The sequence below is a fragment of the Roseomonas alba genome, from assembly GCF_019430885.1.
Taxonomy (GTDB): domain Bacteria; phylum Pseudomonadota; class Alphaproteobacteria; order Acetobacterales; family Acetobacteraceae; genus Neoroseomonas; species Neoroseomonas alba.
Map to the genome: position 1 here is coordinate 878,079 of NZ_JAHYBZ010000002.1, position 20,898 is coordinate 898,976.

Below are 20,898 nucleotides of genomic sequence, written 5' to 3' on the forward strand. Positions count from 1 at the left end.
TTCTTCGTATATCGCGCCCCATGCCCCACCCCGCCATCTGCGCTAAGACCCGGTGATGGACATGCGCGCGGAGATCCGGCGGCAGGCGCTGGCGATCGGCTTCGACGCCGTGGGCTTCGCGCGCGCCCATCTCGCGCCCGAGGTGCGCACCCGCCTGCTCCATTTCCTCGCCGAGGGCCGGCACGGGTCCATGGGCTGGATGGCCGATCGCGCGGACCAGCGCGCCCATCCGCAGGCGCTGTGGCCCGAGGCCGTTTCCGTCGTCGTCCTCGGCCAGAACTACGGCCCGGACACCGACCCGCTGGAGACCCTGGCGCAGCCCGACCGTGCGACCGTCAGCGTCTATGCCCGCAACCGCGACTACCATGACCTCATCAGGAAGCGCCTGAAGCAACTCGGCCGCTGGATGGCCGCGACCTGGCCCGGCACCGGCATCAAGGTCTTCGTCGACACCGCCCCGGTCGCCGAGAAACCCCTCGCCCAGGCCGCCGGAATCGGCTGGCAGGGCAAGCACACCAATCTGGTCTCGCGCGGCCTCGGCTCCTGGCTCTTCCTCGGCGAGGTCTTCACCACCCTCGACCTCGGCGCCGACGCGGCCGAGCGCGATCATTGCGGCTCCTGCCGCGCCTGCCTCGACGCCTGCCCGACGCGGGCTTTCCCGGCACCGTATGAACTCGATGCGCGGCGCTGCATCTCCTACCTGACCATCGAGCACAAAGGCCCGATCGACCTCGAACTGCGCCCGCTGATGGGCAACCGCATCTATGGCTGCGACGACTGCCTGGCCGTCTGCCCCTGGAACAAATTCGCGCAGGCGCACAGCGAACCGGCCTTCGCGCCGCGCGCGGAACTGAACGCGCCGCGCCTCGCCGATCTCGCGCGGCTCGATGACGCATCCTTCCGCGCGCTGTTCTCCGGCAGCCCGATCAAGCGCATCGGGCGCGACCGCTTCGTGCGCAACGTGCTGGTCGCGATCGGCAATTCGGCCGAAGCTGCGCTGCGCCCCGTCGCGCAATCCCTCGCCGAGGATCCCGACCCGACCGTGGCCGACGCCGCGCGCTGGGCTGCGATGCGCCTGGAGACCGCTTCATGAGAGACGACGCCACCCTGGTCCTGTTCAGCGGCGGGCAGGATTCCGCCACCTGCCTCGCCTGGGCGCTCGACCGCTTCGGCCATGTCGAGACGCTCGGCTTCGACTATGGCCAGCGCCATCGCGTCGAGCTCGACTGCCGCGACGCCTTCCGCGCCGCCATCGCCGCGTTGAACCCCGACTGGGGCGCGCGCCTTGGCCCCGATCACACGCTGCGCCTCGACGCGCTGGCCGAGGTCTCCGACACCGCGCTCACCCGCGATGCCGAGATCCGCATGGGCGCCGAGGGCCTGCCCAACACCTTCGTCCCCGGCCGCAACCTGCTGTTCCTGACCTTCGCCGCGACCATCGCCTATCGCCGCGGGATCAAGCGCATCGTCGGCGGCATGTGCGAGACGGATTACTCCGGCTACCCCGATTGCCGCGACGACACGCTGAAGGCGCTGCAGGTCGCGCTCAACCTCGGCATGGAACGTCGTTTCGTGATCGAGACACCACTGATGTGGCTGTCCAAGGGCGACACGTGGCGGCTCGCCGAAGACCTCGGCGGCGAACCCCTGGTCCAGGCCGTGGTCGAGCACACCCATACCTGCTATCTGGGCGACAGGACCCATCACCACCCCTGGGGCTTCGGCTGCGGCACCTGCCCGGCCTGCGAACTACGCGCCAAGGGCTGGCAGGATTTCGTGTCGGAGAGACTATGACCCTCACCCCCCGCGCCGAGGGCGTGATCGCCCTGATCGGCTTCGGCCTCTGCATCCCCGCCGCCAATTGGCTCATCGGCAATGTCGGCACGTTCTGCGTGCCGCAGGGCCCCTGCCTGGTGCCCGTCGCGCCCGGGGTGATGGCGCCGTCCGGCGTGCTGATGATCGGCCTCGCCCTGGTGCTGCGGGACCTGGTGCAGCGGCGGCTCGGTGTCGGCTTCTCGGCGGCCGCGGTGCTGGCCGGTGCGGCGCTGTCGGCCTTCCTCGCGCCGCCGGCGCTGGTGCTGGCCTCGGCTGTCGCCTTCCTGCTCAGCGAATTCGCCGACCTCGCCGTCTATACGCCGCTGCAGAAGCGCGGGCTGGTGATGGCGGTGCTGGCGTCCTCCGTCGTCGGGCTGGTCGTCGATTCCATCGCCTTCCTCTATCTGGCCTTCGGCAGCCTCGACTTCCTGGCCGGCCAGGTCATCGGCAAGGCCTGGATGGTGCTGATCGCCCTGCCCTTCGTGCATCTGCTGCGCAAGCGCGACGAGCGGCTCGGCATCCAGCCGGCCTGACGCCGCGGCCCATTGACCATTCGGGCGCCGCGCCCTTGGCTGGCGGCGCCCGCAACAGGTGTGAGCCGCATGACCAACCTACCCATCCCGACCGCCGATCCCGCCACCAAGGCGGAGATCATTGACTGGCTCGAACGCTTCTTCGCCTGCGTGCGGGAGGTGGATTTCAAATCCGCCTACCCGTTCTGGCACGACGACATCGTGATCTTCGGGACCTATCAGGAGCTGGTGCGCTCCCGCCAGGCCTGGACCGACACGCAGTGGTCCAATGTCTGGCCGCGCACCAAGGACTTCACCCTCGACGCCGCGAATACCGAGGTGCTGCTGTCCGGCGACGGGTCCATGGCCGTCGCGATCCTGCCCTGGACCAGCACCGGCTGGAACAAGGACGGCACGGAATTCGACCGCCCCGGCCGCGCGACGATCGTGCTGCAGAAGCAGCCGGACGGGCGGTGGCTGGGCGTGCACAGTCATATGTCGCTGGGCCGCGGCGTGCCGCAGGACAGCCACGGGAACCGGCCGATCAAGGCGCGGTAAGGCACTGATGGAGGGGGCTTTCCCCCCCTTCAAAACTGCCCCACCGCGGGGGGACCCAATTTACGTTGCAGAGCAACGTGAATGGCAGCCCACACCGGCCGAAGGACCTTCTCTGACTACCTTTGATCGTCCGCTGGCGCAGTTGGAGGGCTCTGCCCCATGCGCGCGGAGATTGCGGCGATGGCGGATCGGGGAAGGGCTCTGCCCTCCCCCGAACCCCCACCCGCCAAAGGCCGAAAGGCCTTTGGAAACCTCAACTTGGCGCCGAGCGCGTTGGTCAGAATGGCGCCGAGACCCACTCTTGCGCCCCAAGCACGCTGAGAGGCAGGCAATATGCCTGTTGCCCCCGGATGCCTGTTGCACCCGGCGCCAACAGACTGCGTTCCAAGTGCTCCAAGCACTTGGCGGGGTGAGGTTTGGAGAGGGGCGGCGCCCCTCTCCAATCTCCCGCCGCACCTCATCTTCGCGCGAACGGGGCGACGGCCCTCCGATAGCGACCTCCGCATCATCAAGAGGGCCTTTCGGCCTTAGGCGGCGCTGCTCCGACCCAGTTTCCTCACCGGGCCCCATGCCGCCGCACCGGCGGTGCCGCTTCCACCACCCCGTCATAGGCCGCCCACCAGGCCAGCCCGATCATCGCCGCGAACATCGCCGGCACAGCCGCATAGGCCGCGTAGAGCAGCGCCAGTGGCGACCACCAGATCACGAGCAGCAGCACGGTGCCGAGGATGTTTCCGATCACCAGCAGCATCTCGAGACCCTTGGCATCCTGCTCGGCGGGATCGGCATGCACTTCCTCGGTCACGGTGCCCGGTTCGACCGGCGCCCGCGCCGCCATCATGCCCAACCCCGCCATGGCGAGCGTCGCCGCGAAGGCCGCGAGCGCCTGGTTCGTGCCCTCGATCCCGCCGATCCAGACGGCACCGAGCGCGCCGATGCCCAGGATCGCCAGCGGCAGCATCGTCGTCAGCCACCGCGCCATGTGCAGCCGGGAGGCATGCCCCATGGAATCCCCGAGTTGCCTCAGATTCTGGATCCAAAACAGCCCGGCGAGCGGCAGCGAGGCCAGCACGAGCACCGTCCCGATGCGGCTTTCAAAGATGGGATTGCCCTGGGCGAGGCCTGTAGCCGCGAAGAGGGCCCAGAGCCCGAAGGGCGTCAGCATGAAGATGGCAATGGCGAAGGGAACCCAGCGTTTCACGGGTGCGGTCTCCTTGAGGTGATGAAAACGGTGTGCAGCGGCGCGCGCGCGGGGCCTGAGGGCCCGGTCGCAACGCCGATGCGCCGGCAACGCCCGACAGGGATGGGCGGGCCTGGAATTCAGCCGGGTGCGGGGGGTGCCCGTGGCGCGTAGGGCGGTGCGCGGGCCGCGGAGGCCCAGGCCATCGCGGCGGCCGGGCGCCAGGCGCGCGCGACCGGCCGGTCCGCCGGCGCGACAAGCAGCGACGGCTCCACCGTCGCCACGCGCGCCATGCCGATGCAGACGACGCAGATGCCGAGAAGGCCGATCTGCGGCGCATGCCCCTGGCGCTCTGCATCGACATGGATGATGCGCGTGCCTTCGGCCGTACAGATGACCGTATCGAAGCCGCCCGCCGTCCGGGCCTTGGCGAGGCAATGCACCGGCGCGAAGACGATCTGCAGCAGAAGGCTGACAGCCAGCAGCGGCGCGACGGTGCGAAGAAGGCGTGTCACCACCGGGCTCGTCTAGCCCTCGTCTTGACGCACCGCAACAAGAAGGGCTTCGGCCCCTGTCACGTAGGCGTCCCGCAGCCGGCGCCCCGCATGGCCGGCGCGGAACACGCCGAGCCGCCGGAGCTCAGGCACGGCCATGCGCCGCAACTCCCCGAAGGTAATGGGGAAGAGGGTGGTCGGCGCCGTCTCGCCGGGCCCGCAATGTTGAACCACCCGCGCCATCGGCGGCCGCAGACCCAACGGGTCGGGCAGCAAAAATTGGCTGCCACGCACGCTGGAATCCCGCGAGGGCCGTTGACGAGAACGCGCCCCCTGTCAGTCCCGCCGCACACGATACCGCGGCAATCGGACGGGACGGAGCCCCGTCCGTCCGCTCACCCCAGCAGTGCCTCGGCACAGGCATCGAGGATGGCGTCGCTGTCCAGCCCATACTCCCGGTAGAGGTCCGGGATGTCACCAGCCTGGCCGAAGCGATCGACGCCCAGCGGCACGATGCGCTGTCCGCGCACCGCCCCCATCCAGGCATGGGCCGCCGGATGCCCGTCCAGCACCGAGACCAGCGCCGCGCCCGGCGCGAGCGGCGCCAGGATGCGTTCGATGTGCGACACCCGCCGCACCCCGCCGCGCACCGCCCGCCGCGCGGCAAGCCATTCCGCGTGCAACCGGTCCGGACTGGTGATGGCCAAGAGTCCTGCGGAGGGTTCCTCCGCGCGAAGCTCCTCGAAAGCAGCCATGGCCTCGGGCGCGATAGCGCCCTGATAGGCGATGGCGATGCGTGCCCCGGGCCCCGGCGGCACCACCCAATGGGCGCCGGCGATCACCGCCGCCGGGTCGAGCGCCCGGTCCGGCTGGAGCAGCGCCCGTGTGGATAGCCGCAGCCACACGGCCGAGCCGTCCGGCTTCTGCATGTGGTCGAAGGCATGGCGCAGCAGGATCGCCAGTTCATCCGCATGGGCCGGTTCGAAAGCGGCCAGGCGATCCGCCGCCATGCCGATCAGCGGCGTGTTCACCGATTGATGCTGGCCGCCTTCCGGTGCAAGCGTCAGGCCGGAAGGCGTTGAAACCAAAAGAAATCTCGCGTCCTGATAACAGGCATAGATCAGCGCATCGAGGCCGCGGTTGACGAAGGGATCATAGACCGTGCCGACCGGCAGCAGCCGCGCTCCATAAAGGCGATCCGCCAGTCCCAGCCCGGCGAGGATCAGGAACAGGTTCTGCTCGGCGATGCCGAGTTCGACATGCTGGCCTTCGGGCGACATGCCCCAGCGCTGGGCCGAGGCGAGCTTCGCGTCACGGAAGACGTCGTTCTTCTTGTGCCGGTCGAAGATGCCGCGCCGGTTCACCCATGGACCGAGACTGGTCGAGACCGTGACATCCGGGCTGGTGGTGACGATGCGCTTCGCGAGGTCGGCGAATTCGTCCTTGCCGCGGCCGATCTCCGCGAGGATGTCGCCGAAGGCCGCCTGGGTGGATAGCTTCCGCCCCTCGCCCACCTTCGGCGCGGCGAAGCTGGCGGGAACAGGGATCGCCGGCGAGACCAGGCTGCGCCCGGCAGGCGTCAGCGGTTCCGCGAAGGGAACGCCCGCGAGGAAGTCCCGCAGCTCCGCCTCCGGGATGTCGAGGCCTTCGAACAGGTCCCATTCATGGCCGGGGCGGATGGCCATCAGCTCGCGGAAGCTGCCCATCTGCTCCTTGGTCATCAGGCCGGAATGGTTGTCCTTGTGGCCGGCGAAGGGCAGGCCCATGCCCTTGACCGTGTAGGCGATGAAGCAGGTCGGCTGGTCGCCTTCGGCATCCTGCGCGCGGAAGGCCTCGGTCAGCGTCTCGATGTCGTGGCCGCCGAGATTGGTCATCAGCGTCGCGAGTTCGTCATCGGTCAGCGGGTCGATGATGGCGCGGATGCCCGGCACGCGGCCGAGTTCGGCCAGCACCGCGGCCCGCCAGGCCGCCCCGCCCTGGAAGGTCAGCGCGGCGTAGAGGCTGTTGGGGCAGTCGTCGATCCAGCGGCGCAGATGCTCGCCGTCGGGGCGCGCGAAGGCGGCTTCCAGCTTGCGCCCGTATTTGATCGTGACGACGTTCCAGCCCATGTCGCGGAACAGGCCCTCGATGCGGCCGAACAGGCGGTCTGGCACCACGGAATCGAGCGACTGGCGGTTGTAGTCCACCACCCACCAGACATTGCGGATGTCGTGCTTCCAGCCTTCGAGCAGGGCCTCGTAGATGTTCCCCTCATCGAGTTCCGCGTCGCCGACGACGGCGACGTGGCGGCCCGGGGGAACCCCTTCCGGGACCAGGTTGTGCAAATGGACATAGTCCTGCACCAGCGAGCCGAAGGAGGCGAGCGCCACGCCGAGCCCGACGGAGCCGGTGGAGAAATCCACCTCCGGCCCGTCCTTCACGCGAGAGGGATAGGGCTGGATGCCGCCGAATTGCCGGAGGGTCTCCAGCTTCTCCCGTTGCTGCCGCCCGAACAGGTAGTTGATGGCGTGGAAGACCGGTCCGGCATGCGGCTTCACTGCCACCCGGTCGGCCGGGCGCAGGATGCCGAAATACAACGCGGCGAGGATCGACACCGAGGAGGCGCAGGATGCCTGGTGCCCGCCCACCTTCAGCCCATCACGGCTGGGGCGGATGTGGTTGGCGGTGTGGATCATCCAGGCCGACAGCCAGAGCAGCTTGCGCTCCAGCGCATGGAGGATCTCGACGCGGCGCGCTTCCCCTGGCGTGTCGAGCCGCTGGCCCCTTCCCTGCACCGTCATGGTCGCTCCTTCCCATTCTCCGCGCCATGATGGGCGTGGGCGGGCCGCAAGGGAAGCGAGCGGGCGACCATGGGGCCCGCCGCGCTCCGCCACGCTTCAGGGGCGGGAGCGGATGGACAGGGGAGCCCTCGCCCGGTCTGCCGCCCGCTGCGGCCGGCCCCGCGTCAGGGCGCTTCCGGCCAGCAGCAGCGCCGACAGGGCGAGCCCGAGCAGAACGAGAAACTGCGCCATCGCGACCATTGGACCAATCCCGGTGATTGCGGCCGTTCTCGCATCGATCGGATCGTGCCGCGGTGTCGCATGTCACGCGCGGGCGCCTTCGCTTGTCCACCGCATCGCATGCCGCTTTTGCGGGCTGCACCGCATTTTCCTTGCGGTGCGCCAATCAAAGGCGCGACCCTCAAGCTGCGAGGAAGGCCAGATCAGACGGTGACAACTGCGCCCCGAACCCGACGGTCGGGACGCCAGCAGGAGAACCGCGCGATGCTCGATGCCCCTGTCGTGAACCTGTTTTCCCACAACAAGCCCGGCGACACGCCCTGGCGGCTGGACGGGTTGCGATCCTTCTTTGCCTATCGCGACCTTGGCGTCGCGGCGGCGACCGGCGGACGCGTCATCGCCCACATGGTCCGCGCCAACGAAGCGCCCGAGAAGGGCACCGGCTGGCACACCCACCAGGCCGATTTCCACATCGTCCTGATGACCAAGGGCTGGGCCAAGTTCATGTACGAGGACAAGATCACCCTCGTCGAAGCCGGCGACTGCGTGCATCAGCGGCCGGGGATCGTGCACTACCTCTACGACTACTCGCCCGACATGGAATATCTGGAGGTGGTCGGGCCGGCGAATTTCGGCACCCAGGACGCCGAAGGCCCCTGCGCGGTGCCGGATCCGGTGCCCTGGCCGGCCGACGCGAAGCCGGGCTGAGGCCTGGCCGGATCCGTGCGCAGCACAAGCGAGGGAAGCGCGGCCGGACGCTTCCCCGCGCCGTCAGCGCGGCCCTCCGGACCCTTCGTCACCGGCCCGCTCCCTTACACGCCCCTCTGGACGTCGGCGTCCTGGACAGGAGGCCACATGGCCGCTGCCGGACATGGACACGCACCAAACGGCGCGCATCCGGATGCCCTGTCAGAAATCGACTTCGAGTTCCGCGATCTCGTCCGGCTCGGCCACCGCCTCGCGCGACCATTCGGCGAGGTCCGGCCAGGCGAGGACATGGCGCTGATAGGCCGCGGCCTCGGCGCCGAGCGTGATGTCGTAGGTGTGGAACCGGGTCGCGACCGGGGCGTACATCGCATCCGCGATGGACGGCGTCGCGCCGAACAGCCAGGGCCCGCCGCTGCGGGCCAGGCAGTCGGTCCAGATCGCCTCGATCGCCACGATATCCGCCCGCGGCCCCGACCAGACCGGGAAGCCCGGCCGGTGCGCCTTGAGGTTCATCGGCAGCGAGGCGCGCAGGGCGGCGAAGCCCGAATGCATCTCGCCCGAGATGGAGCGGCACAGTGCCCGCGCCTCGCGCTCGGCGGGCAGCATGCCGGCGGCGGGGAAGATCTCGTTCAGGTATTCGGCGATGGCGAGCACATCCCAGATCCGCACCCCCTCATGCAGCAGGCAGGGGTAGCGGATGGAGGAGGAGCGCAGCAGCAGCTCCTCCCGCGCGATGGGGTCGTCGGGCGAGATGACCTCGGTGTCGAAGTCGAGGCCCGAAAGCCTCGCCAGCAGGAAGCCGCGCAACGACCAGGAGGAATAGTTGCGGCTGGTGATCAACAGGGTCGCCTTGGCCATGCCGGTCTCCATGCTCGCGATGTTTGTGCAATGCGCAATCGCAGTGCAGCATTACCATCATGCCCGTCTGGCAGGCCAGCCATACGGTGCGGGAGTCGCGGCGGAGAATGATCTACGCCTTCTACGACAGCCATGCGCGGGCGCTCGCCCCGTTCCGCGGCCAGGCGGAATGGCTGGCAGCAATGATCCGCGGCGCCGGCGCCGACCAATCCCCCGCCCTGCGGCGGTTGCTGGCGAGCGTCGACCTCTTCGCCAATGTGCGCACCACCCACAAGCGGCTGCCCTTCGGCTTCGACACGGTGATGGTGGGCAATCGCGAGGTCGCTGTGGCCGAGGAGGTGGTGACCTCCACTCCCTTCGGATCCCTGCTGCGCTTCCGCAAGGACATGCCGGGCCGGCAGCCGCCGCTGTTGCTGGTCGCCCCCATGTCAGGCCATTTCGCGACGCTGCTGCGCCCGACCGCCGAGGTGCTGCTGCCGGACTTCGACCTGCACGTCACCGACTGGCACAATGGCCGTGACGTGCCTCTGTCGGCCGGGCGCTTCGGCCTGGACGACTTCGCCGAGCACGTCATGATCTTCCTGCGCGCGATGGGCGAGGGCGTGCATGTGATGGCGGTCTGCCAGCCCTCGGTGCCTGTGCTGGTCGCCGCGGCGCTGATGCATGAGGACCGCGAGCCCCAGCGCCCGCGCAGCGTCACCCTGATGGCCGGGCCGATCGACACGCGGCTGAACCCGACGCGGGTGAACCGGCTCGCCGCCAGCAAGCCGATGGCCTGGTTCGAGCGCCACATGATCGCGACCGTGCCCTTCGGCAGCCGCGGGGCGGGGCGGCGCGTCTATCCGGGTATCACGCAACTGACGGCCTTCATGTCGCTCAACATCGGGCGGCACATCACGGCGCACGAGACCTTCTGGCGCAACGTCGCCCAGGGCGACATCGAGGCCGCGGAGACGCATCGCCGCTTCTACGAGGAATATTTCGCGGTGATGGACCTGCCGGCGGAATTCTACCTCGAGACCGTCGAGAAGGTGTTCCAGACCCACGACCTGCCGCGCGGCGAACTGCGCTTCCGCGACCGGCCGGTGCAGCCGCGCGCGATCCGCCGCATGGGGCTGATGACCGTGGAAGGCGAGAAGGACGACATCTGCGGCATCGGACAGACCATGGCGGCGCTCGACCTGTGCTCCGCCCTGCCGACGACCATGCGCAGCCATCACCTGCAGACCGGGGTCGGGCATTACGGGGTCTTCGCGGGCAAGCGCTGGCAGAACGAGATCTACCCGCGGGTGCGGGCGATGATGCAGGGGTATCAGTAAGGCTGTGGTTGGAGAGGGACTCTGCCTCCTCTCCAAATCTCACCCCCTCAAAGGCCGCGGGGCCTTTGGAAACCATGACCTGATGCCCCGCACAACGGTTCGGCGACCGCCAAAAGCGCGCTTCGTGCCCAGCGCCATGAGATGCGCCAGGGCACGATGCATCGCGCATCCCCTGCTTTCGTGGTCCGAACGCCCCGCCCAGCGCCAATTACCGGTTCTCGAAGGCCCTGTGGCCTTTGATGGGCCTGGCAACACTGCCGCCAAGGTCCGGAAAGGGACAGAGCCCTTCCCATCGCGCCACACGCCTTGCCCACACCCCGCGGGCGCCGTCTTCAATCCTTCCGGTCGAACCTAGGGAGCCCTACGCCGCCTTCCCCAGTTTCCGCAGTGCGTTCGACACCGCACGCTTGCCTTCGCCCATGTAGAGCTCGTGGTTCTTCTCGATCCGGTCCGGATCGTAGAGGTAGTTCACCATCAGCCCCACCGACTGGCGATGTCCGTTCTCCGATGTGTCCGCGCGCCAGTTCAGCCGCTCGATGCGCGCGCCGTTGGACAGGTGGAAATGCGCCACGGGATCGCGGGCCCGGCCGGGACGGCTCGGGTTCTCTTCCTTGGCCAGGTAGCGCGCGCAGAGGCGCGTCAGGATGGGATCCAGGGCGCGCTGCGCCTCCTCCACCCGCAGCACGCCGCGGCGCGCGATCAGCGCGCGCAGGATCGTCTCCTCCTGCGCATCGTCGGGCACCGTTTCGGGGAGCAGGGCCGCGATGGCATGGAGCGCCTTGCGCTCCTCCTCGGTCAGCGGCGCCTCGTCTCCGGTAAGCAGGGATTCGAGCCAGCGCCGGAAACCCGGGATGGGAGAAAGCGTGCAGAAGGTCTTGATATTGCGGAATTCATCCGACAGCAGACCGACCACCCGCTTGATCAGGAAGTTGCCGAAGGAGATGCCGTCCAGCCCGCGCTGGCAGTTGTTGATGGAATAGAACACCGCCGTATCGGCGCTGGCCGGGTCGAGCACCGGCGCCTTCAGGTCCAGCAGCCGCTGGACGCTGGGCGACATGCCCTTGGTCAGCGCGACCTCGACGAAGATCAGCGGTTCCTCGGGCATGCGGGGGTGGAAGAAGGCATAGCAGCGGCGGTCGGATTCCAGCCGGTTCTTGAGGTCGCGCCAGTGACGGATGCGGTGCACCGCCTCGTACTGCACCAGCTTTTCCAACAGGTTGGCCGGCGAATGCCAGTCGATCCGGCGCAATTCCAGGAAGCTGACATCGAACCAGGACGCCAGCAGCGCCTTGAGGTCGGTCTCGAGCGCCAGCAGCAGCTTGTCGCCATCGATGCGCGCCATCAGGTCGGCACGCATGTCGACCAGGAACTTCACCCCGTCCGGGATGGCGGCGAAGGCGGTCAGCAGGCGGATCCGCGGCGGTTCCAGCGCGCGGCGCAGCCTGGCGGTCGCGACGGCGCGTTCGGCGGCGTCCGAAGCGGCGGCGACCGCCTCCATGGCGCGGGCCACCGCACCCGGATTGGAATCGAAGGCCGCGAGGGCGCGCAGGAAATCCGTGCGGCCGTCGGCGTTGAGGGTGCGATAGGCCTCGGCCAGGCTTGCGGCGCGGTTGCGCGCCGACACCTCGCCGCCGCGCCCGTCAAGCGCATCCCGGAGGCGGGCCGTCAGGTCGGGCGAGGACTCATTCGCGCCCACCACGGAGGCCATGTCGCGCCAGAGAGACGAGACGCGACGCAGCGCCCGGTCGAGCAATCCGGCCTGAACGGCAACTTCCGACATGTCTCACCCCGTTTGACTGGGTATGAAACCTAGGGAAACAGAATTTGAAAATCCAGAGTGGCGATGAGGCGACGGCGTGCTTCTGAAACAACACCGCCGGAGGGGCGCAAACTGCCCCCGGCGCTGTTGCGGCCGTCGCGTCAGCTCTTGCCAATTCCGAGCAGCGCCGCCCGGACCGAGGAGACGACACTCACCGGCTCCGCCTCGGTCTTCTGCGCCGGCCCGGACGGGGCCGGACTGCGCATCACGACATCGGCAACGGCTGCCTCGGTGATGGCGGCGACATTGGTGGCTGCGGCCGGGGCAGCGGCGGGCGCGCCGGCCGCCGGCCCGGGCATCGGGATCGCACTGACCGCAGGCATCGATGCCGCGGCAACCGGGGCCGGCGCGGGTGCCGGCGCGGACGACGCCGCGACCGCGGCATGCACCACGGCCTGGATGGCCGCCGTGCCGGGGGCCGGCGGGGCCGCGGCCGGGACGGCGGCGAAGTGGATCACCTCGCCGCTGCCGCGCTCTGCTTCGGCCGGCGCGTCGAGCCCCGCGGCAATCGAGGGCTGCTCACCGTAGAGTGCGAGCAACCGACGAATGGCCTCCAGCCGCTGGAACGGTCGCGACGCGCGAAGCTCTGCGACGATCGTGCGCTCCTCCTGGTGGAGCACGGCGACGAGATTGCTGCTCATGGTGACCCCCGAAATTCCCCTGTGGGACGGAGGCTACTTCTAAATAATGAGTGAATTCAATATTCTGGACGCGCATTCTGACTGGTTTTGCGACGCGCAACCTGTGGTATCCCGGCGGTTGCACAACCGCGATATCTTGTCTTCCCGACACTATTCGCCTCTGAAGCTCATCCTTCGAGTCAGCAGAATCTTCAAATTGCGACGCGCGGGCGCCCTGCTTGCGATGCCATGGCCAGCGCGGCGGGCAACGCGGGCGCCAGATCCTCGGCAACCAAGCCAGGCCCGCAGCGGAAAGCGGCCTCTCCATGCAGCCAGGCGCCGGCCGCGGCGGCATCGAACGGTGACACGCCGCTGCCCAGCAGCGCGGCGATGACCCCCGCCAGCACGTCCCCGCTGCCCGCCGTGGCCAGGAAGGGCGGGGCATGCCGATTGATCGCGGCGCGGCCATCCGGCGCGGCGATGACGGTGTCGGGGCCCTTCAACAGGATCACGGCGCCCGTCAGCGCCGCCGCGCGGCGCGCCGCAGACAGCCGGTCCTCGCCGATGGGGCCGAAGAGACGCGCGAACTCCCCCGCATGCGGCGTCAACACCGCTGCGCCGCGCAGGCGTTGCGGCGTGCCGGCGGCCGCGGCGAGCAGCCCGGCATCGGCCACGACCTGCCGGCCCGCCGCCAGCACGCTGTCCAACAGCGCAAGGCTCGCCGGTTCGGCTGGCAATCCGGGGCCCAGCACCCAGACATGCCGGCGCGGGTCGCCGAGCAGCGTGGCGGCCGGCGCCTCGGTGACGATCACGCCGGGGTCCCCGGCCCGCAGCACATCGCCCGCCACACGGTCCGGCGCGACCAGCGTGACCAACCCCGCCCCCGCCCGCCGCGCCCCGGCGGCGGCGAGCCGCGCCGCCCCCGTCATCCCCGCCCCGGCGGCGATAGTGACGTGCCCGCGGCTGTATTTGTGGGCGGCGAGGCCCGGTACGGGCAGGCGCCACAGGCCGGGCGCGTTCTCCCAGCATGGCGGCAGCACCGTCTCCAGCACCGAGGCCGGCAGGCCGATATCCGCCAGCACGGTCTTGCCGCAGAGTTCCCGCCCCGGCAGCAGCAGATGGCCCGGTTTCAGCCGGAAGAAGGTGACGGTCAGCGCGGCGCGGGGCGCGAAGCCCCTCACCTGCCCCGTCGCACCGTCGAGGCCCGAGGGCACATCCACCGCCAGGATCGGCGCGGTGATGGCGGCGAGGCTCTCGGCGACCAGGCCCTCAACCGGGCGTGCCAAGCCGGCGCCGAAGACGGCGTCGATGACGAGGTCCGCACGTGCCGCAGCCGCCGGCGCGAAGGGTGCGAAGGGGCCGCGCCAGCGCGCTGCGGCCAGGGCGGCGTCGCTGCCCGGCCGCGGCGGCGCCAGCGCCGCGACGGCAACCGGCCAGCCTGCCTGCTCCAACAGCCGCGCGGCGACATAGCCATCTCCGCCATTGTTGCCCGGCCCCGCCAGGACCAGCGTCCGGCAGGGCCGGAAACGGCGCTGCGCGGCGCGGGCGACGGCGCGGCCAGCGGCCTCCATCAGGCGCTCGCCCGGGATGCCGGAGGCGATCGCGGCCGCATCGGCGCGGCCCATTTCCTCGGGCGTCAGCAGGGCGAGCGGGCCGGGATCAGGTTCCATGGCAGCAGCATTCCCGCCCCCGTGCCGCGGGACAAGGCATCCAATGGGTTCCGCCGCGGCGCGGAATGGTATGCTGCCGGGAGCATCAGGAGTCGCGCATGGCCTTCGTCATCGCCGTCGCGCAGCGCAAAGGCGGTGCCGGCAAGTCGACCATCGCAGCCAACCTCGCCGCGGCCTTCGCCGAGGGGGGGCAGCGCGTGGGGCTGCTCGACATCGATCCGCAGCGCAGCCTGGCGCGCTGGGATGAGGTGCGTGGCAGATCCTCCAAGGCCAAGCCCCTGCATTTCGAGGCACCGTCGGGCTGGCGCGTGCCCGGCGTGGTCGACCGGCTGCGCAAGGAGCAGGACGTCGTGCTGCTCGACACCGCGCCGCATGACGACACCGATGCCCGCGTGGCGATCCGCTCGGCGGATCTGGTGCTGGTGCCCCTGCAGCCTTCGGCCGCCGATCTGTGGTCGATGGACGGGACGCTGGAACTGGCGAAGCGCGAGGGGCGGCCGATCGCCCTGGTGCTGAACCGGGTCCCCGCGTCCGGCAAGCTGCGCGAGCAGGTGATAAAGCTGATCACCGATCGCGGGCTGCCGCTGCTCGATCCGGTGCTGGGCAATCGGACGGCTTTCGCCCAGGCCTTCATGGCCGGGCTCGGCGCGGTGGAATCCGCGCCCAAGGGCAGTGCCGCGGCCGAGGCGCGTGCCCTCGCCGCCGCCCTGGATGCGCTGAAAGGGCGCTGAATCATGCCATTGCTGGTGTATGTGGTGCATGTGCTGTGCGCCGTCGTCTGGGTGGGCGGCATGACCTTCGCCCTGCTGGTGCTGCGCCCGGCCGCGCATGCGGTGCTGGACGGGCCGCAGCGGCTGGCCCTGATGAATGGTGTGTTCGGTCGCTTCTTCTTCATCCTGTGGCATGTCATTCCCCTGCTGCTGGTCAGCGGCTGGTCGATGCTCTTCCTCTGGTACTGGGGCTTCGGCGCCAGCGTCTGGCATGTGCATCTGATGCATACGACCGGGTTGGTGATGGCGGCGATCTTCGCCTACCTCGCGCTCGGGCCGCGGCGGCGCATGGCGGCAGCCCTCGCGGCCGGCGATGGCGCGCGGGCGGCGGCGGCGCTCGATACGATACGGAAAGGTGTGGCTGTGAATCTCGTGATCGGTCTGGTGACGGTGGCCGCGGCAGCGGCAGGGCGTTTCGGGGGATGACCGCGGTGCTGCCCGACGGCATCGCCATCGTCGAGGACGCCGCCCCGGAATTCGAGGCCGTGGCGGCGATCCAGCGCGGCCTGCACGAATTCAACCAGGCGACGGGTGGCCCCTATGACCGGGACCCGGTGACGCTGCTGGTCCAGGACGCCGAGGGGAAGACGCTGGGCGGGCTGCTCGGCCTGACCTTCTGGGGCTGGCTGTTCATCGACTGGCTGTGGCTGTCGCAGGAGGTGCGCGCGGGCGGCCTCGGCGCCGAGCTGCTGCGCCGGGCGGAGGCGATCGCGAAGGAACGCGGCTGCACCAACGCCTATACCGACACCTTCTCCTTCCAGGCGCCGGGCTTCTGGCAAAAGAGCGGGTATGTCGAGTTCGGTCGCCTTGACGGCATGCCGGCGGGGCATGCGCGGGTGTGGTTCAGGAAGGTACTATAGGCGGCACGCGACGGATCACAGCATTGCTCCGGGCCAGGCATCAGCGAAATTTAATCCGATAAAGAAATAACCTGAGTTAGGCTGCGGCGTCCGGAGATGCGCGATGCCGCTGGAAGTTCCCTGGGAACTCGTCCCCCCCCATACCCGAGGTGGTGACGCTATCGGAGGCGCTGCGTAGCCGCGTCGAGGCGATCCCCCGTGACCCCGAACGGCGCGCGTTCCTCTGGGCAACGCTGATCGTCAATGCAGCACTCACGCGTGGCGATCTTTGGTTGGCAAGCCGCCGGGACCCACCGGAGCTGCCCTTCATGTCCGCCGGTTTCGTTGCCATACCCAGCGGCGTCGAGCCTCCCGCGGGTGTCCATCATATGGACGGCTACTTCTTCGGCCTCTGCCTGAGCCCGTCCGCATCGCGCTTCCTGAGCGTCACCTTTCTTGAACCCCTTCGCGTCGCGGAAACGAGCGTGCCGGTACTCGCGATGCCGGCCGAATTCCAGCGGCATCAGGCTCCGCCAGGTCTCGTACACCCCATGTCGGGGAGCACCGCCGCCGGTACATCGGCCTGCTGGGCCAGGCCCTCGGCGGGCGTCGCCAATCCGATGCGGCTCGGGGGCGATGGTATCCTGACGGCGGCGCATGTTGCGGTCCACCACGTCGCCTCGACGGTGACCCCGTCCGGCGTACACGCCGTCGCCGGGTTTGCGATCGACGCCGCGGTGCTGGAGCCCGTCGTGATCCCCGCAGGCGTCAACCTGCTGCCCGTGGCCACTGCGGTCGCGCCTGGCACAAAGGTGGACGTGCATCTCGATCCGGCGCGGCACCCGGGCGGCGCCCTGGTAACCGCAACAATCCTCCGGACCTTCCAGAGCGCGATCTATGCGAACGTCATGGTGCCGCAGCGGATCGTCATCGACGCCGCCTGCACGCACGGAGACAGCGGCGCTCTCATCACCTTGCACGGTCAGCGCGAGGCGGTCGGCCTCTATGTGGGCGATCTCGTGCCGATCGGTGGCGGCCCGACACGAGGCGTCGGCCAATGGATGCAGCAGGTGGTCACCGAACTCGCAATAGATCTCTACCTGTGACGGGAGGACATGATGGAGACGACAATCAAGGTTCTGATCGCATCCGATGACGCCACGGGCCCTGAGAGCGGCCTTGTCCAGAGTGGCGCGACAGGCGGCGGCCCGCATGCCGCGCTACTACGACGGCTGGGTGGCAAGGTCGTCGACATCAGTGCAACCATGATCGCCGACAGTGTCGAAGCCCTGGCCAAGGCCATCAGCCCCACATTGCAGCAGAAGATGCCGGCCCTTGCGGGACTGACCGTTCAGGAGATTTCCATCGGCTGCACCATCACCGGACAAGGTGAGATCATGGCCGTTGGCGCCGGCATGGAGGCATCGTTGGTGGTGACATTCCGCATTGCGTGACGTGAGGCAGGCGCTGCAACGGAGCGGCAGCGACCACGCGAGCCCTGCTATCGCTTGACGCCCAGCGTCACCTCGCGGTGCCAGATGTAGATCCCCGCCCCGACCAGCACGGCGATGCCGGCGAAGTCCCACCCATCCGGCAGCTCCGCCCAGATCACCGCCCCGAGCGTCGTCGTCCAGAGAATGCCGGTATATTCGAAGGGCGCGAGCAGCGTCGTCTCGCCGCCACGATAGGCGCTCGTCATCAGCACCTGCGCCAGCGCCGAGACCAGGCCGATGCCGACCAGCAGCAGCCACTCGAAGGGCGTTGGCGAGACCCAGACCGGCACGGCGGCGATCCCCGCCAGCACCGCCGAGCCCACCGCGAACCAGAAGACGATGGAGACGGAACTCTCCCCCGCCTCGCCCATCTTGCGGATCGTGATCATGGCGAGCGCCCAGCCCACCGCGCCCAGCAGGCAGAGCAGCACGGCCATGCCTGCCTGCGGGCTGAGGCCCTGCGCCCCGGGACCGACCATCAGCAGCACGCCGAGGAAACCCACCATGACCGCGGCCCCGCGCCGCCAGCCCACGCGCTCGCCGAGCAGCGGCACGGACAGCACCGTCAGGAACAGCGGCATGGTGAAGCCGAGTGCCGTGACCATCGCGATCGGCAGGTGCATGTAGCCGAAGAAGGTGCCGACCATGCCCATCATGCCGAACACCGTCCGCGCCGCGTGGCTGACCGGGTTGCGGGTGGCGAGCGCGGCGAGGCCGCCGCTCGCCAGCACCACCGGCAGCAGGGCCGGCAGGGCAAACAGGTTGCGGAAGAGGATGACCTCGGCGACCGGGATGTGCCCGGCCAGCGCCTTGGCGCAGCCCGCCGCGACGGCGAAGGCCGCGGTCGCGCCGATCAGCAGCAGGATCGCCCGCCGGCGGGCGCGGATACGCGCCTGGGGGTCGGGGGGCGCGGCGGCCTGCTCCGCGTCACCGGCCCGCACGCTGCCAGCCTGAACCATTCTGATCGGTGCCCTTTCCCGCTCCCCCCCTGCATGGACGGGCCGGGCGCCCAAGGCTAGGGTCCGGGCTTCATGAGCGCCAGACCTCCCAAGGCCAAGCCCATCCCTCCCTATCCCGGCTTGACGGTTCTCTCGGACGAAGTCGTCTGGGACGGACGTTTTCCCCTGCAACGCATCCGCTTCCGCCGGCAACGCTTCGACGGCGCCGAAGGCGGGTTGCTGACCTGGGAATTGTGGCGCCGCGGCTCCGCGGTCGGGATCCTGCCCTGGGATCCCTGGGCCGACCGTGTCGCCATGATCGAACAGTTCCGCCTGCCGGCGCTGGCAGCCGGGCTCGACCCGGTCATGTTGGAATGCGCGGCGGGACTGCTCGAAGATGGCGAGGACCCGGTCGGCGCAGCACAGCGGGAGCTCGCTGAGGAAACCGCGTTGGTCGCGGACCGGATGGAGCCGCTCGGCCGCTACATCCTGACCCAGGGTGGCTGCGACGAGGTGATCAGCCTCTTCCTCGCCCGCACCCGGCTGCCCGAGCCGGGGCATGCCGGCAATCACGGCCTCGCCAGCGAGCATGAGGACATCCGCGTGCTGGTGCTGGACGCCGAGGAGGCCATCGCCATGCTCGACGACAACCGCATCGCCAATGCGACCGGCGCGCTGTGCCTCGCACAATTCGCCCGCCGCCGTGCGGCGCTGCTCAAGGACTGGAAAGACTGAATGCCGACCGAACTCGTCTTCCGCGACGACGCTTATGCGCGCGAGATCGCGGCTCGCGTCGTCTCCGCGGCGCCTGAAGGCGTGGTGCTCGACCGCACCAATTTCTACGCGCGGGCCGGTGGCCAGCCAGGCGATGCCGGCGTGCTGCGCTGGGATGGCGGGGAGATGGCGGTCGCCGACACGGTGAAGGGGCCAGACGACACGGTGCTGCATGTGCCGGCCCCGGGCGCGTCGCTGCCGCCGGACGGGGCCGCTGTGACCGCGGCGCTGGACTGGGACCGCCGGCACCGGCTTATGCGCATGCACACCTCGCTGCACCTGCTGTGCAGCCTGATCCCGGGCGCCGGCGTGACCGGCGGGCAGATCGGGGCCGAGAAGTCGCGCCTCGACTTCGACCTGCCCGATCCGCCCACCAAGGAAAGCCTGACCGAGAAGCTGAACGAGCTCGTCGCGGGGAACTATGCCGTCACCGATGCCTGGATCAGCGACGAGGAGCTCGACGCCAATCCGGGCCTGGTGCGGACCCTGTCGGTGAAGCCGCCGCGCGGGTCGGGCCGGGTGCGGCTGGTGCGCATCGGAGGCGACGGCACGCCGGTGGATCTGCAGCCCTGCGGCGGGACGCATGTGCGCGCGACCGGGGAGATCGGCCGCGTGGAAGTCGCGAAGATCGAGAACAAGGGCAAGGCGAACCGGCGCGTGACGCTGGTCCTGGCCGGGGAGTGACGCCGATGGAGATGCTGGTTTCGACCGAATGGCTGGCGGGGGAACTGGGCAAGCCGGACCTGGTGGTCTTCGACTGCTCGACCTTCCTGCCGGGCGAACCGGGCAACAAGAAGGATGCCTTCCGCACGGCGCATATCCCGGGCGCGCGGCTGTTCGACATCGACGCCATCGCCGATGACGAGACCGACCTGCCGCACATGGTCCCGACACCGGCGAAGTTCGCGCGGATGGTGGGGGCGCTCGGCGTGTCGAACGACAAGCGCGTGGTCTTCTACGACCAGCACGGGCTGCGCGGCTCGCCACGCGGCTGGTGGATGATGCGGCTGTTCGGGCACGACAAGGTCGCCGTGCTGGATGGCGGGCTGCCGGCCTGGAAGGCCGAAGGCCGCCCGCTCGCGACCGGCGAGGCCCATGTGCCGGAGCCCGCGACCTTCGTCCCCGATTTCCGTGCCGCGATGCTGAAGGGCATCGGCGATGTGAAGCGGATCGTCGAGGACGGCTCTGCGCTGATCATCGACGCCCGCGCCAAGGGTCGCTTCGACGGCACCGCGCCGGAACCGCGCGCGGGCCTGCCGTCGGGCCACATGCCTGGGGCGGCGAATGTCCCGGTCAGCGAGATCGCGGGCCCGGACGGCAAGGCCAAGGACCCCGCGACGCTGCGCGCGTTGTTCGCCGCGGCGGGGGCGACCGGGGGCAAGCCGGTCGTGACCTCCTGCGGGTCGGGCGTGACCGCCTGCGTGCTCGCCTTCGGCATGGTACGCGCCGGCCTGCCTGAACCGGCCGTCTATGACGGCTCCTGGACCGAATGGGCCTCACGCCCGGAAACCACCAAGGAAAAGACCGCCTGA

23 protein-coding genes are annotated in these 20,898 nt (G+C 69.5%); 14 read left to right on the forward strand and 9 right to left on the reverse strand.

The features are described 5' to 3' along the window. Positions 1-55 precede the first annotated feature (55 nt). From queG to KPL78_RS08640, 4 genes are all read left to right on the forward strand, one after another. Positions 56-1,093 carry a tRNA epoxyqueuosine(34) reductase QueG gene (gene queG, locus KPL78_RS08625; protein ID WP_219762481.1) on the forward strand — a complete coding sequence of 346 codons (1,038 nt, stop codon included), beginning with the start codon at positions 56-58 and terminating at the stop codon, positions 1,091-1,093. Then, a complete protein-coding gene (queC, locus tag KPL78_RS08630) occupies positions 1,090-1,794 on the forward strand; it encodes a 7-cyano-7-deazaguanine synthase QueC (RefSeq protein ID WP_219762482.1) in 705 nt (234 codons plus the stop codon). Before queG ends, queC begins: the two co-directional genes overlap by 4 nt. Continuing rightward, the gene (locus KPL78_RS08635) at positions 1,791-2,348 is read left to right on the forward strand and encodes a VUT family protein (protein ID WP_219762483.1); all 558 of its coding nucleotides are present in this window, start codon (positions 1,791-1,793) and stop codon (positions 2,346-2,348) included. The genes queC and KPL78_RS08635 overlap by 4 nt, the downstream gene beginning before the upstream one ends. Positions 2,349-2,417: 69 nt before the next feature. After that, on the forward strand, positions 2,418-2,885 hold the full coding sequence (locus KPL78_RS08640) for a YybH family protein (RefSeq protein ID WP_219762484.1): 468 nt from the start codon (positions 2,418-2,420) through the stop codon (positions 2,883-2,885). Positions 2,886-3,441: 556 nt separating this feature from the next. On the opposite strand, the gene KPL78_RS08645 is transcribed toward KPL78_RS08640, so the two are convergent. The 4 genes from KPL78_RS08645 to KPL78_RS08655 form a co-directional block, all read right to left on the reverse strand. Next, positions 3,442-4,086 carry a hypothetical protein gene (locus KPL78_RS08645; protein WP_219762485.1) on the reverse strand — a complete coding sequence of 215 codons (645 nt, stop codon included), beginning with the start codon at positions 4,084-4,086 and terminating at the stop codon, positions 3,442-3,444. 119 nt (positions 4,087-4,205) lie between these two features. Next, positions 4,206-4,580, reverse strand: a complete 375-nt coding sequence (locus KPL78_RS08650) for a hypothetical protein (protein ID WP_219762486.1) — start codon at positions 4,578-4,580, stop codon at positions 4,206-4,208. A 12-nt stretch (positions 4,581-4,592) separates the two neighbouring features. After that, positions 4,593-4,718: a hypothetical protein gene (locus KPL78_RS30150; protein WP_255568729.1), complete on the reverse strand. Its 126-nt coding sequence runs from the start codon at positions 4,716-4,718 to the stop codon at positions 4,593-4,595. A 236-nt stretch (positions 4,719-4,954) separates the two neighbouring features. Then, a complete protein-coding gene (locus KPL78_RS08655) occupies positions 4,955-7,339 on the reverse strand; it encodes a 1-deoxy-D-xylulose-5-phosphate synthase N-terminal domain-containing protein (RefSeq protein ID WP_219762487.1) in 2,385 nt (794 codons plus the stop codon). A gap of 483 nt (positions 7,340-7,822) precedes the next feature. Here KPL78_RS08655 and KPL78_RS08660 point away from each other — a divergent pair, with 483 nt between their 5' ends. Continuing rightward, positions 7,823-8,266 (forward strand): cupin domain-containing protein, encoded by a 444-nt coding sequence (locus KPL78_RS08660; RefSeq protein WP_219762488.1) that lies wholly within the window; start codon positions 7,823-7,825, stop codon positions 8,264-8,266. 201 nt (positions 8,267-8,467) lie between these two features. On the opposite strand, the gene KPL78_RS08665 is transcribed toward KPL78_RS08660, so the two are convergent. Further along, positions 8,468-9,124 (reverse strand): glutathione S-transferase, encoded by a 657-nt coding sequence (locus KPL78_RS08665; protein WP_219762489.1) that lies wholly within the window; start codon positions 9,122-9,124, stop codon positions 8,468-8,470. Positions 9,125-9,183: 59 nt separating this feature from the next. On the opposite strand from KPL78_RS08665, the gene KPL78_RS08670 reads away from it, so the two are divergent. After that, the gene (locus tag KPL78_RS08670) at positions 9,184-10,443 is read left to right on the forward strand and encodes a polyhydroxyalkanoate depolymerase (protein WP_255568730.1); all 1,260 of its coding nucleotides are present in this window, start codon (positions 9,184-9,186) and stop codon (positions 10,441-10,443) included. 361 nt (positions 10,444-10,804) lie between these two features. Here KPL78_RS08670 and KPL78_RS08675 read toward each other — a convergent pair whose 3' ends face one another. The 3 genes from KPL78_RS08675 to KPL78_RS08685 form a co-directional block, all read right to left on the reverse strand. Further along, positions 10,805-12,223, reverse strand: coding sequence for a malonyl-CoA decarboxylase (locus KPL78_RS08675; RefSeq protein ID WP_219762490.1), 1,419 nt, complete (start codon positions 12,221-12,223; stop codon positions 10,805-10,807). A gap of 140 nt (positions 12,224-12,363) precedes the next feature. Next, positions 12,364-12,903, reverse strand: a complete 540-nt coding sequence (locus KPL78_RS08680) for a hypothetical protein (protein ID WP_219762491.1) — start codon at positions 12,901-12,903, stop codon at positions 12,364-12,366. Positions 12,904-13,094: 191 nt separating this feature from the next. After that, positions 13,095-14,552, reverse strand: coding sequence for an NAD(P)H-hydrate dehydratase (locus tag KPL78_RS08685; protein ID WP_219762492.1), 1,458 nt, complete (start codon positions 14,550-14,552; stop codon positions 13,095-13,097). A 98-nt stretch (positions 14,553-14,650) separates the two neighbouring features. Here KPL78_RS08685 and parA point away from each other — a divergent pair, with 98 nt between their 5' ends. The 5 genes from parA (at position 14,651) to KPL78_RS08710 (ending at position 17,615) form a co-directional block, all read left to right on the forward strand. Continuing rightward, positions 14,651-15,283, forward strand: coding sequence for a ParA family partition ATPase (gene parA / locus KPL78_RS08690; protein WP_219762493.1), 633 nt, complete (start codon positions 14,651-14,653; stop codon positions 15,281-15,283). Between the two features lie 3 nt (positions 15,284-15,286). Then, positions 15,287-15,748, forward strand: coding sequence for a CopD family protein (locus KPL78_RS08695; RefSeq protein ID WP_219762494.1), 462 nt, complete (start codon positions 15,287-15,289; stop codon positions 15,746-15,748). After that, on the forward strand, positions 15,745-16,182 hold the full coding sequence (locus KPL78_RS08700) for a GNAT family N-acetyltransferase (RefSeq protein ID WP_219762495.1): 438 nt from the start codon (positions 15,745-15,747) through the stop codon (positions 16,180-16,182). The genes KPL78_RS08695 and KPL78_RS08700 overlap by 4 nt, the downstream gene beginning before the upstream one ends. A 152-nt stretch (positions 16,183-16,334) precedes the next feature. Next, entirely contained in the window at positions 16,335-17,267 is a 933-nt protein-coding gene (locus KPL78_RS08705) for a hypothetical protein (RefSeq protein ID WP_219762496.1), read from the forward strand. A 9-nt stretch (positions 17,268-17,276) separates the two neighbouring features. Further along, the gene (locus tag KPL78_RS08710) at positions 17,277-17,615 is read left to right on the forward strand and encodes a hypothetical protein (RefSeq protein WP_219762497.1); all 339 of its coding nucleotides are present in this window, start codon (positions 17,277-17,279) and stop codon (positions 17,613-17,615) included. Positions 17,616-17,662: 47 nt separating this feature from the next. Here the strand turns inward: KPL78_RS08710 and KPL78_RS08715 are convergent, their stop codons facing one another. After that, positions 17,663-18,613 carry a DMT family transporter gene (locus tag KPL78_RS08715; protein ID WP_219762498.1) on the reverse strand — a complete coding sequence of 317 codons (951 nt, stop codon included), beginning with the start codon at positions 18,611-18,613 and terminating at the stop codon, positions 17,663-17,665. Between the two features lie 72 nt (positions 18,614-18,685). Between KPL78_RS08715 and KPL78_RS08720 the strand changes: the two genes are divergently transcribed. Genes KPL78_RS08720 through KPL78_RS08730 form a run of 3 tightly spaced genes read left to right on the forward strand, consistent with a single transcriptional unit; the run spans position 18,686 to position 20,898 of the window. Next, a complete protein-coding gene (locus tag KPL78_RS08720) occupies positions 18,686-19,327 on the forward strand; it encodes an NUDIX domain-containing protein (protein WP_219762499.1) in 642 nt (213 codons plus the stop codon). Continuing rightward, on the forward strand, positions 19,328-20,050 hold the full coding sequence (locus KPL78_RS08725; RefSeq protein ID WP_219762500.1) for an alanyl-tRNA editing protein: 723 nt from the start codon (positions 19,328-19,330) through the stop codon (positions 20,048-20,050). A gap of 5 nt (positions 20,051-20,055) precedes the next feature. Then, positions 20,056-20,898 (forward strand): sulfurtransferase, encoded by an 843-nt coding sequence (locus KPL78_RS08730; RefSeq protein ID WP_219762501.1) that lies wholly within the window; start codon positions 20,056-20,058, stop codon positions 20,896-20,898.